This is a genomic window from Sphingobium rhizovicinum, from assembly GCF_042647625.1.
In the GTDB taxonomy this organism is placed as follows: Bacteria; Pseudomonadota; Alphaproteobacteria; order Sphingomonadales; family Sphingomonadaceae; genus Sphingobium; species Sphingobium rhizovicinum.
The window spans coordinates 3,020,259-3,033,649 of the sequence record NZ_JBHRVU010000004.1 but is presented as its reverse complement, the minus strand read 5'-3'; the positions used below and the strand labels follow the sequence as shown (position 1 = coordinate 3,033,649).

General features: G+C 65.2%; 15 protein-coding genes. All 15 read left to right on the top strand.

The genetic code is table 11. The features are described 5' to 3' along the window. Nucleotide 1 precedes the first annotated feature (1 nt). The 15 genes from ACFOKF_RS15900 to argF all read left to right on the top strand — a co-directional run bounded on the left by ACFOKF_RS15900 (nucleotide 2) and on the right by argF (nucleotide 13,307). Nucleotides 2–1,720, top strand: a complete 1,719-nt coding sequence (locus ACFOKF_RS15900; protein WP_380796866.1) for a flagellar hook-length control protein FliK — start codon at nucleotides 2–4, stop codon at nucleotides 1,718–1,720. 30 nt (nucleotides 1,721–1,750) lie between these two features. Beyond that, nucleotides 1,751–2,422, top strand: a complete 672-nt coding sequence (locus tag ACFOKF_RS15895; protein ID WP_380796865.1) for a flagellar basal body-associated FliL family protein — start codon at nucleotides 1,751–1,753, stop codon at nucleotides 2,420–2,422. Nucleotides 2,423–2,585: 163 nt separating this feature from the next. Further along, nucleotides 2,586–3,470 carry a flagellar motor switch protein FliM gene (locus tag ACFOKF_RS15890; protein ID WP_380796864.1) on the top strand — a complete coding sequence of 295 codons (885 nt, stop codon included), beginning with the start codon at nucleotides 2,586–2,588 and terminating at the stop codon, nucleotides 3,468–3,470. Next, complete coding sequence (gene fliN, locus ACFOKF_RS15885) at nucleotides 3,467–3,802, top strand: flagellar motor switch protein FliN (protein WP_380796863.1); 336 nt, start codon at nucleotides 3,467–3,469, stop codon at nucleotides 3,800–3,802. Before ACFOKF_RS15890 ends, fliN begins: the two co-directional genes overlap by 4 nt. Nucleotides 3,803–3,875: 73 nt before the next feature. After that, on the top strand, nucleotides 3,876–4,139 hold the full coding sequence (locus ACFOKF_RS15880; RefSeq protein WP_298399153.1) for a FliO/MopB family protein: 264 nt from the start codon (nucleotides 3,876–3,878) through the stop codon (nucleotides 4,137–4,139). Between the two features lies 1 nt (nucleotide 4,140). Next, entirely contained in the window at nucleotides 4,141–4,911 is a 771-nt protein-coding gene (gene fliP / locus ACFOKF_RS15875; protein ID WP_298399172.1) for a flagellar type III secretion system pore protein FliP, read from the top strand. A gap of 128 nt (nucleotides 4,912–5,039) precedes the next feature. Next, nucleotides 5,040–5,312, top strand: a complete 273-nt coding sequence (gene fliQ / locus ACFOKF_RS15870) for a flagellar biosynthesis protein FliQ (protein WP_093010967.1) — start codon at nucleotides 5,040–5,042, stop codon at nucleotides 5,310–5,312. Continuing rightward, the gene (gene fliR / locus ACFOKF_RS15865; protein WP_380796862.1) at nucleotides 5,309–6,091 is read left to right on the top strand and encodes a flagellar biosynthetic protein FliR; all 783 of its coding nucleotides are present in this window, start codon (nucleotides 5,309–5,311) and stop codon (nucleotides 6,089–6,091) included. The genes fliQ and fliR overlap by 4 nt, the downstream gene beginning before the upstream one ends. A 1-nt stretch (nucleotide 6,092) precedes the next feature. Continuing rightward, nucleotides 6,093–7,229, top strand: coding sequence for a flagellar type III secretion system protein FlhB (flhB, locus tag ACFOKF_RS15860; RefSeq protein ID WP_380796861.1), 1,137 nt, complete (start codon nucleotides 6,093–6,095; stop codon nucleotides 7,227–7,229). A 5-nt stretch (nucleotides 7,230–7,234) separates the two neighbouring features. Beyond that, on the top strand, nucleotides 7,235–8,407 hold the full coding sequence (locus ACFOKF_RS15855; RefSeq protein ID WP_380796860.1) for a glycosyltransferase family 87 protein: 1,173 nt from the start codon (nucleotides 7,235–7,237) through the stop codon (nucleotides 8,405–8,407). A gap of 33 nt (nucleotides 8,408–8,440) precedes the next feature. Continuing rightward, nucleotides 8,441–8,920, top strand: a complete 480-nt coding sequence (locus ACFOKF_RS15850) for a hypothetical protein (RefSeq protein ID WP_380796859.1) — start codon at nucleotides 8,441–8,443, stop codon at nucleotides 8,918–8,920. A 69-nt stretch (nucleotides 8,921–8,989) separates the two neighbouring features. Then, on the top strand, nucleotides 8,990–10,405 hold the full coding sequence (gene fliD, locus ACFOKF_RS15845) for a flagellar filament capping protein FliD (protein WP_380796858.1): 1,416 nt from the start codon (nucleotides 8,990–8,992) through the stop codon (nucleotides 10,403–10,405). Between the two features lie 17 nt (nucleotides 10,406–10,422). Then, a complete protein-coding gene (locus ACFOKF_RS15840) occupies nucleotides 10,423–10,818 on the top strand; it encodes a flagellar export chaperone FliS (protein WP_380796857.1) in 396 nt (131 codons plus the stop codon). 247 nt (nucleotides 10,819–11,065) lie between these two features. Then, complete coding sequence (locus ACFOKF_RS15835; RefSeq protein ID WP_380796856.1) at nucleotides 11,066–12,262, top strand: aspartate aminotransferase family protein; 1,197 nt, start codon at nucleotides 11,066–11,068, stop codon at nucleotides 12,260–12,262. Nucleotides 12,263–12,377: 115 nt separating this feature from the next. Next, nucleotides 12,378–13,307, top strand: coding sequence for an ornithine carbamoyltransferase (argF, locus tag ACFOKF_RS15830; protein ID WP_380796855.1), 930 nt, complete (start codon nucleotides 12,378–12,380; stop codon nucleotides 13,305–13,307). Nucleotides 13,308–13,391 lie beyond the last annotated feature (84 nt).

Here is a 13,391-nt window from a genome sequence, read left to right as displayed (position 1 = left end):
CATGAACATGCTCGCCAGCCTCAAGGCGATCCTCTTTCCGGCCGCTTCGCAGAAGATCGCCGGCCAGACGGACGCAGCGCCCGCCGAGGGAGCGCCGGATTTCACCGCGCTGATGACTGCCGCCCATGCGCCGGTGGACGCCGTTGCCATCGACGCCGCACCGGCGGAAGCGGCGGCGATGCCGGTTGCTGCGCTTGCGCCCGACATGGCCGATGCCGCGCCGGACATGGCAGCGGATGGTGTGGAGGCTCCTGCCGTTCAGACGGAAGCCCTCCCCGAACGTACCGCCCCCGACCGCACTGTAGCGCTGGCGCTGGCGTCGCGCCCAGCCGCCATTGCCCGCCCGGTCGAGGCGCGGCCGGCGACGCCTGCTGCCCAAGCGGCGGTGGATGCGCCGGTCCAGCCTGCGCCTGTGGAGGGGGAGGTGGTTGCAGCCCCGGTCCAGCCCGAACCCTCGATCGCACCGGCACCCGTCGATGATGGGACGGCCCCGGTCGTTGCGGACGCAAAGTCCGCGATGAAGCCCGCGCATCCGGTTCAACCCGAAGCACTGGCGATGAGCGCCGCTGGCGAAGCTGTCGTCGCCCCGGTCGAGGCGAGCGACGACGCCGAAATCGAAATCGAAACCGATGCGGACGACGCGCGCGCGGCGGATGCGCCGGCGCAGGCGGCCGATCCGTTGACCATGGTCGCCGACGTTGCGCCGATTGCCGTTGCGCCCGTTGCACCCGTTGCGCCCGCGCCGATCCCGCCCGCACCCGTCGTTGCCGCTGATGCGCCGGTGTCGGCCGATGCACCCGCAGCGCCGGTTGTTGCGCCAACTGCCGTCGCCGCGACGATCCTGCCGGAAACGCCCGATGCCGCGCCCGCAGCTGTCGCAATCGCCACCCCGGCGGAAGAACCCGCGCCCGCCAGGACTGAACGAACCGCAAAGCCGGTCAAGGCCGAAGCCGTGTCGCTGCTGCAACTGGTGCGCGATCATATGAAGGCGCGGCCGGCGGCTGCCACCTCCGAAACACGCGCCGTAGCGCCCGATGCGCCCGCGGCCGGCGACGCCATCGCCGCGCCCGCGGCGTCGGCGCAGCCCACCCTTGCGCCGACCGCAGCGCCACAATCCGTCGCCGCTCAGCCTATACTCGCGCCGACCCCCAGCGCCGATCTGTCCGCCAGCCTGGGCGCGCAGGTGGTGGACATGGGCGTGTCGGGCCAGTGGATCGACGGGCTGGCCCGCGATATTGCCGGGCTGTCGGCCAATGGCGCGCAGGGGCGGTTCCAGATCAACGCCGATCAGCTTGGCCCGGTGCAGGTCGACATTCGCCATGGCAGCGACGGCGCGACCGTCAGCCTGACCGTCGCCACCGAAGCGGCCGAAATTGCGCTGCGGCAGGACAGCGACCGGCTGAAGCAGGACGCCAGCCTGTCGGCCGTGCGCATCAGCGAGGTGAAGGTGGAGCGCGCGCCGCATGTCGCGGACGCATCGCGCGCCGATTCGACCGGCAACCAGACGCAATCCCAATCCCAGTCTCAGGGCCAGAATGGCGGCTGGCAGGGCGCGGGGCAGAATTTGGGTCAGTCCTCCGCCCAGTCGCACATGCAGGGACGCGGGCAATCGCGCGAAAATACCGCATTTGGCCATAAAGGAAGCAGCGAGGCGGTCGTTCTTAACCATGAACAGGCCGGCGACATGTCCGGCGACCTGCCGCGCGCGCGCTATGCGTAAGCCGCGCCTTTCCTAAGGGGGACCAGAGCAATGAGCGAAGAGCCGAAGGCCAAGAAGAAAAAAGGCGGGGGCATGAAGATGATCCTGCTGCTGGTCGTCGGCGTCGTGGTGGGTGGCGCGGGCGCGGCGGGCGGCCTTTACGCCGCCGGCTTCTTCAGCCCCAAGGCGGAAGGCCCCAAGGAAGATCCCAACAAGCCCGTCCTGGTGCTGGCCGGTGAAGATGCGCAGGCTGTCGCCACCGCCCATGGCTGGGCCGGTGAAGCCGGCGGCGGCGGCGGCGGAGAGGGCGGCGGCCATGAAGGCGGCGCGGCGGCAGCGCCCCATGCCGTTGCGGCCCATAGCGGCAAGGGTGTTGACCTGCCCACGCCCGCCAATCCGATGGCCTATCAGGCAACCTATTTCCAGTTGCAGGCGCCCTTCACATCCAACATGTCGGATACGGACGCCTTCGCGCAGATCACCGTCGCGGTGTCGACCTATTATGACTATCGCGTCATCGCCGGGGTCAAGGCGCATGAAATGCCGATCCGCAGCCAGGTGCTGATGATGCTGGCGCAGCAGCCGCAGGAAGTGCTGGACACGCCGCAGGGCAAGCAGATGCTCCAGAAGAAGATCCGCGACATAGTGAACGAGATTCTGAAAGAGAAAACCGGCTATGGCGGCATCGACAACGTCTATTTCACGAACTTCGTGATCCAGTAGGAGTTTGGCGGCACCGAAAATGCGCTCTTTCGCGCGTTTTTCAAACCGGCTTCGGGCCGCCGGCCCAGGTCGGATTAACCGGAATTTTACCATTTTCGTTATTTATGGTCCCGCCTGAACAGGATTGGGATGCCCCCTGATCCGATGCGGGCAGGGGACCAAGATGACCGATGTACAGACCTACGCCTTCGGGCGGGGGGAAACGCAGGCGCCGATCATGCTGTCGGGGCTGGACCGGCTGGGCGAAAAGCTCAGTCGGCGCATGCGCGCATTGATCGAACCGATTGCCGGCACCCGGCCACAGGTTCTGGCCCAGGACACCCGCGTCCTTGAATTTGGCGCATGGTCGGCCGAGGTGCCGGCCTTTTGCAGCATCTCCATCTATCGCCTGCTGCCTTTGAAGGGGCAGTTGCTGCTGCGCATGGACGCGGCGATGATTTCGACGTTGGTCGATTGCTTTTATGGCGGCATCGGCAATCGCCCGCTGCCCGCCCGCGGGGAGTTCACCCCGACCGAGGATCGGCTGATCGCCCGCCTCGCCGACACCATCACCGCCCGTCTGGTCGAAACCTGGACCGACATATTGCCGCTGGAGCAGGGGCTGATCCTGCGCGAAAGTTCGGTCGGCTATGCCGCCGCCGCCCAGCCCGGCGACCAGATGGTGCTGCAACGCTTCATGGTGTCGCTGACCCGCGAACAGGAATGGCCGGTTGACCTGCTGTTTCCGCTCGCCGCCCTGCGCGCGGTCGAGGCGCTGACCGGCGCCCATATGCCCACGGACGAGGAGCATCGCGATCCCGTGTGGCAGGGGCGCATCGCCCGGCGCATGCGCGACATTCGCCTGCCGGCCCGCACCGTGCTGGCGCGCCCCAATCTTTCCCTCGCCGACCTGATGGAATTGAAGGTCGGGGACGTCATTCCCGTCACGATCGGCCGGTCCTTGCCGCTGATCGTGGGCAATCGCATCGTCGCCCATGGCACGATCGGCGAACAGGATGGCCGCGCCGCCTTCCAGATTGAAAAGCTTGCACAGGAACCCGATCAATGAGCGACATGAGCGAAGCCCCCCGGATGGACCGGGTCGAAGATCCGGTCAGCCGGATGAACAATAACCGCCAGTTCAAGCTGCTGGCCGACATTCCAGTGCGCATGTCGGTGGAGGTCGGGTCAACCTCGCTGCGTCTGGCCGAGGTCATGGACCTGTCCGAAGGCAGCATCGTGGAGCTGGACCGTCAGGCCGACGACCTGCTCGACATCATGGTCAATGGCGCGCTGATCGCCAAGGGCGAGGTGGTGACGGTCAATGGCCGCTATGGCATCCGCATCGTCGATATTGCCGCGACCGAGAATCGGCTGGCCGGGATCGAGCGGCGCGGCTGATTTTTGCGCTTGCGTTCAGGCCTGAAACGGCGGAACGCAGGCCGGTATTAACCATAGTCGCAGGCGGACCTTCATGTTCTGGTATTTCGTCAAACTGCTGATCCTGCTGCCGCTGGTGGGCGGCATGGCGTTCGGCGCCCTGTGGCTGTGGCGCAAATATCAACCCGGCATGATGGCCGGCCAGGGCGATCGCTCGCTCAAACTGCTGGAGGCTTTGCCCATGGGCGCCTTTGGCAAGCTGGCCGTGGTGGAATTTGAAGGCAAGCGGATATTGGTCGCGGTCACGCGCGGCCGGATCGAGAAGATCGCGGAAGGCGACCCCTATCGTGCGCGGTAGGATGCTGCTGATCGGCGGTGTCCTGATCGCCGCCGGCCTTGCATTGGTGGAGCCGGCGCTGGCGCAGGCGGTGCCAACGCCGCCGGTCGACAATGGCGGCGCGCTCAGCCGCGCGATGGGGCAGATTTCCGGCGATGGCCGGTCGATGTCGCTGTCCCTGCAAATCCTGATTCTGATGAGCCTGCTGACGGTGCTGCCGTCGCTCGTGCTCATGATGACCAGCTTCACCCGCATCATCATCGTCCTGTCGCTGCTGCGGCAGGCGCTGGGCCTGCAACAGACGCCGCCCAATCAGGTGTTGGTGGGGCTGGCCCTGTTCCTGTCGCTGTTCGTGATGCGCCCGGCGATCGACACGATCAATGCGCAGGCGTTCGATCCCTATGGCAAGGGGCAGATCAGCATCGAGGAAGCGGTCGGCCGGTCGGGCAAGGTGCTGCACGGCTTCATGACTAAGCAGACCCGCGAAAGCGATCTCAAACTGTTCCAGAATCTGGCCGAAGCGCCGGCTTTCCGGTCGCCCGCCGACATTCCCTTTTCGATCCTGCTGCCGGCCTTCGTGACGAGCGAACTCAAGACCGCGTTCCAGATCGGCTTCATGATCTTTCTGCCCTTCCTGATCATCGACCTTGTCGTCGCCTCCACGCTGATGGCGCTGGGCATGATGATGCTGTCTCCCACCATCATTTCCATGCCGTTTAAGCTGCTCTTGTTCGTGCTGGTCGATGGCTGGGCGCTGACCATGGGGTCGCTGGCGGGATCGTTCGCGACATGAGTCATACAATTCTCTTCTCCCGTTCGGTTCGAGCAGCTTCGAGCGAAGTCGAAAAGCGTCCGTCGAGAATGGTTCTCGCCCTTCGACAAGCTCAGGGCCTCGAACCGAACGGTTTGAGGTAAGGGCTCGTGGAAAACGCCGATTTCTTCATGGGGCTGGCCCAGCAGGCGCTGTGGATCACAGCGCTGGCGGCTGCCCCCATCCTGATTCCGGCGCTGATCGCGGGCCTGATCATCGGCATGGTGCAGGCCGCGACATCGATCAACGAACAGACATTGAGCTTCATTCCCAAGATTTTGGTCGTGGGCGCGATGCTGACCCTGTTCGGCGGGTCGATCATGGTGCTGATCGCCGACTTCACCCGCGAAATCTTCGAACGCATCCCGGACCTGCTGCAATGATCGCGCCGGGCTTTACCGGCGTCGAAACGCAGCTGTGGATATGGCTGATCGCGATGATCCGGCCCGGCGCGGCCTTCATCGCCGCGCCGGTTTTCGGTGCGCCGGGCGTGCCGCTGCAATTGCGGCTGATCCTGTCGCTGGCGCTGGGCATGGCCGCACTCAACAGCGTCACCATCCAGTTGCCCCATGACGGCGTCGCCAGTTTCGAAGGCGTGATGCTGGTGACGGGCGAAGTGTTGACGGGCCTGGCCATGGGGTTTGCGGTGCAGATCGGCTATGCCGCCGCCTTCGTCGCGGGGGAAACGATCGGCAACGCCATGGGCCTGAACTTTGCGGCGATGGTGGACCCCGCTTCGGGCCAGTCGACGCAGGTGGTCGGCACGTTCCTCTCGATCCTCGCCACCTTCCTGCTGCTGGGGATGGACGGCCATTTGCTGCTGATCAGCTTCGTCGTGCAAAGCTATGTCGCGATCCCGCCGGGCGGGGCGCTATTGTCCAATGACATGATCTGGCATCTGGTCGAATTTGGCGGATCGCTGCTGGGCGCGGGCGTCACCGTCGCCCTGCCGGTCGCCTTCGCACTGGTGCTGGTGCAGATCGTGATGGGCATGCTGTCGCGCGCCGCGCCGTCGCTCAACCTGTTTGCGGTCGGCATGCCGGTGGCGATGATGGCCGGGCTGATCCTGCTGGCCATCGCCGCGCCGATCATGGCCGAAGGCATGACCGCCTCGCTCAAGGCCGGCCTGGAGCAGGCCCGCTCCATTTCGGAGGGGCGCTGACATGGCGGGCGGCAATGATAGCGGCGAAAAGACCGAAAAGCCGACACAGAAGAAATTGCAGGATGCCGCCAAGAAGGGCGACATCCTCCAGTCCCGCGAACTGGGCACGGCGCTGGTCGTCATGGCCGGCATCGGCTGCATCGCGGTCATCGGTCCGTCGCTGATTGAGGCGATGTCCAACATGCTGGTGGAAGGGCTGCGCTTTCAGCGCGACGACATTGTCGATTTTTCGCCGGTCGATCGCGGGCTGGAATTGCTCAAGGGCATTGCCCTGCCGGTGGCGGGGGTGATGCTGGCGACCTTCCTGGCCGCGATCGCCGCGCCCGCGCTGCTCGGCTCGCTGGGTTTCCGACCCGGCGCCTTTGCGCCCAAGCCCGAAAAGATGAACCCGCTTTCGGGCCTCAAGCGCATCTTCGGCATGCAGGGGCTGATCGAATTGCTGAAGTCGATCGCCAAGGTCGGCCTGCTCGGCAGCATCGGCGTCTGGCTGATCTGGGGGCGGCTGACCGAGATTATCGGCCTTGGCAAGGCGGGCATCGCGCCGGCCATGGCGGACCTGGGCAATATCTTCATCCTGACCTGTCTCGTCATGGCGGGCGGCCTGTTCCTGATCGCGGGGATCGACGTGCCCGCGCAGATCATGCAGCGCGCCAAGCGGCTGGGCATGAGCAAGCAGGAAGTGAAGGACGAGCATAAGGAAAGCGAAGGCTCGCCCGAGCTGAAGGGGCATATCCGCCGTCGCCAGTTCGAGGTGTTGAGCGGCAACACCCGCAAGGCGGTGGCCGAAGCCAGCGTCATCATCACCAACCCGACCCATTTCGCCGTCGCCCTGCGCTACAAGCCGGGGCAGGACGCCGCGCCGGTGGTGGTGGCGCGGGGCTGCGACGCGATCGCGGCGGCCATTCGCGAACTGGCCGACACCAATGGCGTCACCGTGCTGCAATATCCTGAACTGGCGCGCGCCATCTACTTCACGTCGCGCGCGGGACAGATCGTCAATGAAGGGCTGTATATGGCGGTCGCGACCGTGCTGGCCTTCGTCTTCCGGGTCGAAAATCGCATGGCCAGCGAAATGGACCGCCCCTTCATCACCGTGCCCGACGATCTGCGCTTCGACGCCGACGGGCGGAAACAATAGCGGCCATGGCCGATCGGTTGCGGTTGCTCTGGGTCGGCGCGGGCCTGCTTCTGCTGATGTTCGTGCCCGCCTATCTGCTGACCATGACGCCGGGGCAGGGCATTCCGCGCGATGGGACATCTCTGGTGGTGGGGCGCGATTTCCTCAACATCTGGATGTATGGCCGCGCCGCCTGGGCGCCGCATCCCGAACTTCACTATGACATGGACACCTATCTCGCCGCGCTCGGGCCGGTGGTGGGGGAAGGCTATCCGGGACAGCTCTGGTCCTATCCGCCGGTCGCCCTGCTGTTCGCCGCGCCGTTCGGCCTGCTGCCCTATCTGCCGGCGCTGGCGCTGTGGACTTTGTGCGGAACTGTCGCCTTCGCTGTCTCACTGCGCCTCTGGACGCGCCAGCGCGCCCTCATCCTTCTGCTTCTCGCCTCGCCCGCCGCCCTGCTGGGCATCATGTCCGGCCAGTTCGCCCTGTTCGCCGCCGCGATCCTGCTGGCGGTTCTGCGCTGGCGGGAGGAGCGGCCATGGCTGGCGGGCGCGCTGGTCGGGCTGCTGCTGGTGAAGCCGCAACTGGCCCTGCTGCTGCCGATCCTGTTCATCGCCACCGGCAATGTCCGCGCCTTTGCCGCTGCCGCGCTTTCCAGCCTGACGCTGGCGGCGATCGTCGCGCTGATCTGGGGCGTGGATATATGGCGCATCTATCTGGAAACCGGCATCGCCAACCAGTCACTGGTGCTGAGCGATCCTGATCATCTGGCCGGGCCGTTCATGCCCACTTTGTTCATGAACCTGCGCGTCGCAGGCGTGCCCGTCTCCTGGGCCAGCGCGGCGCAGATGATGCTGGGCCTGATGGCGGCGGCGCTGGTGTGGCTGCGGTTTCGCCAGCGTCCGGCGGCGGGCGACCTGCGCGCCAATCTGCTGTTTCTGGCCTGCGCCGTATCGGCCACCCCCTATATGCTGTCCTATGACATGCTGGCGCTGGCGGCGCTGGCGGTGCTGCTGATCGTTGCGGGGCAAAGCGGGGCGATCCTGCTGCTCGCCTTCTTCCTGCCGCTGCTGCAACTGGCGGCCGGCATGGCGGGCGTGCCGGGACCGGGCCTGATCCCGATGCTGATCGCCCTGTTATTTCTGCGCGACGAAAAAAAATTGCATCGCCCCCTAAAGGTTGATCGCACGGGGTCGTAATCGGTTCACGGGGACGCCTGAGGATGGTGCGTCATGGACGATTATATTTCTCGCGCGGAAATATCGCCGGTCGACCGGACGGTGGTTCGCGCGGCGGTGCCGGCGCAGGCCGTGCAACCGGTGTCGGCGAGCCGCGCGAGCGACGCGGCGAGCAAGGAAACGCGCGCGTCCGTGCCGGAGCCGGATGTCGCCGCCGTCGACCAGGATCTGGCGAGCGTCGCCGAATATGTCGAGGTTCACGCCCGCATCTCCGAAATTCTCGCCGATCTTGATGCCGGATCGATCAGCGTGAACAACGCCGCAGGGTCGGTGCAGGCGATGATCCCCAAACCGATGGTGATCGTGCCGTTGCCGCCCGCGACCAAGGAAGCGGTCGAACATGCCGCCGCCATCGCCAAGCGCATCGTGGAGCGTGCGTCCTACAGCCATGTCGCGCAGGCCAATCTGTCGCGCGGACTGGTGGAGCAGGTCGCCGCATCGCAACTGTCGTCCGGCCCGATTTCGCCGGCATGATCGCGCACGAAAATCTTTCCTAAAGGTCTGGCTGCTAGCGCCGTTCTACCCTCTTGAAAGGACGGTCAAATGACTTCGGTAGGCAGCAGCATCTTGACGGCGCTCAATGCGGGTTCGGGGATTGATACCTCGGCGCTCGTATCCAGCCTGGTCAGCGCCACGCGCGAGCCGAAGGAAACGGCGATCACGTCGCGGCAGACGCTCAATACGTCGCGCATTTCCGCCCTGGCTTCGGCGCTGAGCTCGCTCAACACCTTTGCCGACGCCCTGACCGAAGTTCTGTCCGGCGCCGACTATACCGGCACGGTCGGCTCCAACGACACCAGCATCGCCAGCGTCAGCCTGTTGAGCGGCGGCACGCCTGCGGGTCTGCCCGCGCAGCTGACCGTCGAGCAACTGGCCACCGCCCGCGTCATATCGTCCAGCGCGAACAGCGGCGCGACGGGCACGACCGCCATCGGCACCGGCAGCTTCACCCTGACCACCGCGTCGGGCGAAACCAAGACGATCACGATCGATTCGACCAACAACAGCTATGCCGGCCTGGCGTCCGCCATCAACGCGGCCGACATGGGCGTCACCGCCCGCGTCGTGACCGACGCCAACGGCACCCGCCTGATGTTCAAGGGCGAAACCGGCGCCGCCAATGATTTCAGCATCAGCGTGGCCGCCGATGACGGCGCCAGCGTGCTGGCCGGCCTTGGCTGGAGCGGCGCGGACAGCACCACCATGACCAGCAGCTCCACGCCGCAAAATGCGAAGATCACGCTCGACGGCGTGGAATATGAGTTTGCCAGCAACACGATCGACGAAGCGATCCCCTATATGCGGATCGACCTGAACAAGGCGTCGCCGGGCACCACCGTCACCTTGTCCATGTCGCAGCCGACGGCCGGCCTGTCGGACCTGCTCAAGGAATTTGTCGATGCCTATAACACGCTGATGAAGGCGCTGAACACGGCAACCGCGACAGGCGCTGATTCATCGACTGCCGGCGTCCTGAACGGCGTGTCCGGCGTGCGCGACATGAAGCGGCAACTGGCCGCGATCACATCGACCCAGCTGAGCGCGACCGGCACCTTCAAGACGCTGTCCGACATCGGCGTCAGCACCAATCGCGACGGCACGCTGAGCCTGGACACGGCGCGGCTGGCTGCGGCGATGGAAAGCGATCCGGAAGGCGTGACCAACATGGTCAATCCCAAAGTGTCGACGACCGCCAATCCCGGCCTGTCGGCGCTGATGGACACCGTTCGCGACAATATCGAAAAGGACGATGGTCCGATGAAGTCGGCGCAGAAAACCTACGACGCGCTGGCCGAGGAATTTACCGAGCAGCTGGAAAAGCTGGATACCCAGATGACCAATTATCAGGAACATCTGACCAGCGTCTATGCCGCGATGGAAACCCGCCTGAGCGCGCTCAAGGCGACACAAAGCTACCTCGAACAGCAGATCGAGGTCTGGAACAACAGCGACAGTTAAATCGGGGCGATAAGACGATGTTCTATAATCAGGGCTATGCAGGTGGTGCAGCGGCGCGGCGTTATGCGGCGGTCCATTCGGGCAGCCGCACCGAAAGCGCCACGCCCCATGGTCTGGTCAAGATCCTGTTCGACGAACTGCTGCTGGCGATGGACGCAGCGGCTCTGGCCGAACGCAATGGCGACCGGATGAAGGTGTCCGACAAGCAGGCGCGCGCCATGTCGATCCTGTTCGCGCTGGAATCCAGCCTGGACTATGACAAGGGCGGCGATGTGGCGGTCGGTCTGGCGCAAATCTATCGCGAAGCGCGCCGCCTGCTGCTGGTGGGCGCCAAGGAGCGTTCGGCCGCCTCGGTCGAAGATGCCCGCGCCATGGTCGCCGAAATCGCCGAAGCCTGGAACCAGATCGGTTGAGCGTTTTTTGAAAAATGCGCGGAAGATCGCATTTTTGATACGGCACCGGCCCGCGCCGGTGCCGGTGCGCCATAGGCGCAAAACATAAGGCCAGTCGCGCACAGGTGGCCATGCAGCGGGGTTGCACCCCCTTCATGGCCTCTGTATAGGCGACGCTCGCAAAGGGCGGCCCGGCGGGGGCCGCCTTTTTGCGTTTCGCGCACATCCGCGCACCTGACGATTTATCACGTCCAGAAAGGGAAGGCCCATGTCGATTACGCCGCTCATGCCCGTTTACCCCCGGTGCGATGTGCGTCCGGTGCGAGGCGAGGGCTGCTATCTGATCGGGGAGCGCGGCGAGCGCTACCTTGACTTTGCCAGCGGCATCGCCGTCAACCTGCTGGGCCATGGCCACCCGAAGCTGGTGCAGACCATTGCCGATCAGGCCGCGACGCTGATGCACATATCGAACCTCTATGGATCGCCGCTGGGGGAACAGTTTGCGCAGAAGCTGGTCGACAACACGTTCGCCGACACCGTCTTCTTCACCAATTCGGGCGCCGAAGCGGTCGAGTGCGCGATCAAGACCGCACGCCGCTATCATTATGCCAATGGCGCGGCGCACCGGCACAAGATCATCAGCTTCGACAACGCCTTCCACGGCCGCACGCTGGGCACGATTTCGGCGACCAGCCAGCCCAAGATGCGCGATGGCTTCGAACCTTTGCTGCCCGGTTTTCAGGTGGTGCCGTTCAATGATCTCGACGCCGCGCTGGCCGCGATCGACGACAACACCGCCGGTTTCCTGCTGGAGCCGGTGCAGGGCGAAGGCGGCGTGACCCCGGCGACGGCGGCATTCCTGACCGGCCTGCGCAAGGCGTGCGATGAACATGGCTTGCTGCTGATCCTGGACGAAGTGCAGTGCGGCTATGCCCGCACCGGCACCTTCTTCGCCCATGAACAATATGGCGTGACGCCCGACATCATGGCCGTGGCCAAGGGCATCGGCGCCGGCTTCCCGCTGGGCGCCTGCCTTGCCACGGAAGAAGCGGCCAAGGGCATGGTGTTCGGCACCCATGGCTCCACCTATGGCGGCAATCCGCTCGCCATGGCGGTGGGCCTCACTGTGCTGGAAGAGGTGCTGGGCGACGGCTTCCTCGATCATGTCAAGGCGATGGGCGCGCGCCTGCGCTCCGCGCTGGAGCAGCTGATTCCCAATCATGACGACATGTTCGAGGATGTGCGCGGCATGGGGCTGATGCTGGGCGTCAAGCTGAAGGACGCCTATGACGCGCGCGCCTTCGTTGGCCATCTGCGCGACCATCATGGCCTGTTGGCTGTGTCGGCCGGGCAGAATGTGCTGCGCGTGCTGCCCCCGCTCGTCATCGACGAAAGCCATATCGCCGAATGCATCGAGAAGATTTCCGCCGGCGCGCGGAGCTTCGCCGAGGCCAAGGCGGCCTGAGACCAATCTTTCCCCCTCCGTTCGGTTCGAGCAGCTTCGAGCCTGTCGAGAAGCGTCGTCGAGAACAGTTCTCGACAAGCGCGAACCGAACGGAGATGTGGGTGAAGGGGGTATAATGACCAAGCATTTCCTGAATCTCTCCGATGCGGGCGGCGACGCCATCGCCGCGATGATCGCCGACGCCATCGACCGGAAGGCGGCGCGGGCAGGTAAGCCCAAGGGCTGGGTGGACGCGGACGCACCGCTTGCCGGCCACACGCTGGCGATGATCTTTGAAAAGAACAGCACCCGCACCCGCGTCAGCTTTGACATGGCCATCCGCCAGTTGGGCGGCACGTCGCTGATCCTGGACGGCGCGACCAGCCAGCTGGGCCGCGGCGAGACGATCGCCGACACCGCGCGCGTGCTCAGCCGGATGGCCGACGCGATCATGATCCGCACCGACGATCATGCCAAGATCGAGGAAATGGCGCATTACGCCACCGTTCCGGTGATCAACGGCCTGACCGACCTGTCGCATCCCTGCCAGATCGTCGCCGACCTGCTGACCGTGGTGGAACATGGGCTGGCGCTGCCGGGCAGCCAGTGGGCCTGGCTGGGCGACGGCAATAATGTGCTCCATTCGATCGTCGAGGCGGCCGGGCTGCTGAAGTTCGATGTGCGCATGGGCATTCCCGAAGGCTATGATCCCGATCCGGCTTTCGCCGACGCGGCGCGCGCCGCCGGATCGACCATCACCCTGACCCGCGACGCGGCGCAGGCGGTGGCCGGCGCGGACGTGGTCGTCACCGATACCTGGATTTCCATGGGTCAGGCGCATGCCGATGAAAAGCTCAAGGCGATGATGCCCTATCAGGTGACGCCTGCGCTGATGGCTGGCGCGAAGGCTGACGCCAAATTCCTCCACTGCCTGCCCGCCCATCGTGGCGAGGAAGTGGTGGCGGAGGTGATTGACGGCCCGCAGTCGCTGATCTGGGACGAGGCGGAAAACCGCATTCATGCCCAGAAATCGGTGCTGCTGTGGGCGCTGGGCCGCCTTGGTTGAGTTTAAGGGCAGGCTTCCTATCTAGGAAGCCTGCCCGCATCATCCGATGCCCTATTATCTCCGGTGCGTGTTGCGCCGGACGAC

Coding starts and splice junctions, on each gene's coding strand:
- fliP (WP_298399172.1), top strand. CDS start 4,141: ATGCTGCTGATCGGCGGTGTCCTGATCGCCGCCGGCCTTGCATTGGTG.
- ACFOKF_RS15840 (WP_380796857.1), top strand. CDS start 10,423: ATGTTCTATAATCAGGGCTATGCAGGTGGTGCAGCGGCGCGGCGTTAT.
- argF (WP_380796855.1), top strand. CDS start 12,378: ATGACCAAGCATTTCCTGAATCTCTCCGATGCGGGCGGCGACGCCATC.
- ACFOKF_RS15855 (WP_380796860.1), top strand. CDS start 7,235: ATGGCCGATCGGTTGCGGTTGCTCTGGGTCGGCGCGGGCCTGCTTCTG.
- ACFOKF_RS15880 (WP_298399153.1), top strand. CDS start 3,876: ATGTTCTGGTATTTCGTCAAACTGCTGATCCTGCTGCCGCTGGTGGGC.
- fliR (WP_380796862.1), top strand. CDS start 5,309: ATGATCGCGCCGGGCTTTACCGGCGTCGAAACGCAGCTGTGGATATGG.
- ACFOKF_RS15850 (WP_380796859.1), top strand. CDS start 8,441: ATGGACGATTATATTTCTCGCGCGGAAATATCGCCGGTCGACCGGACG.
- ACFOKF_RS15895 (WP_380796865.1), top strand. CDS start 1,751: ATGAGCGAAGAGCCGAAGGCCAAGAAGAAAAAAGGCGGGGGCATGAAG.
- fliD (WP_380796858.1), top strand. CDS start 8,990: ATGACTTCGGTAGGCAGCAGCATCTTGACGGCGCTCAATGCGGGTTCG.
- flhB (WP_380796861.1), top strand. CDS start 6,093: ATGGCGGGCGGCAATGATAGCGGCGAAAAGACCGAAAAGCCGACACAG.
- ACFOKF_RS15890 (WP_380796864.1), top strand. CDS start 2,586: ATGACCGATGTACAGACCTACGCCTTCGGGCGGGGGGAAACGCAGGCG.
- ACFOKF_RS15900 (WP_380796866.1), top strand. CDS start 2: ATGAACATGCTCGCCAGCCTCAAGGCGATCCTCTTTCCGGCCGCTTCG.
- fliN (WP_380796863.1), top strand. CDS start 3,467: ATGAGCGACATGAGCGAAGCCCCCCGGATGGACCGGGTCGAAGATCCG.
- ACFOKF_RS15835 (WP_380796856.1), top strand. CDS start 11,066: ATGTCGATTACGCCGCTCATGCCCGTTTACCCCCGGTGCGATGTGCGT.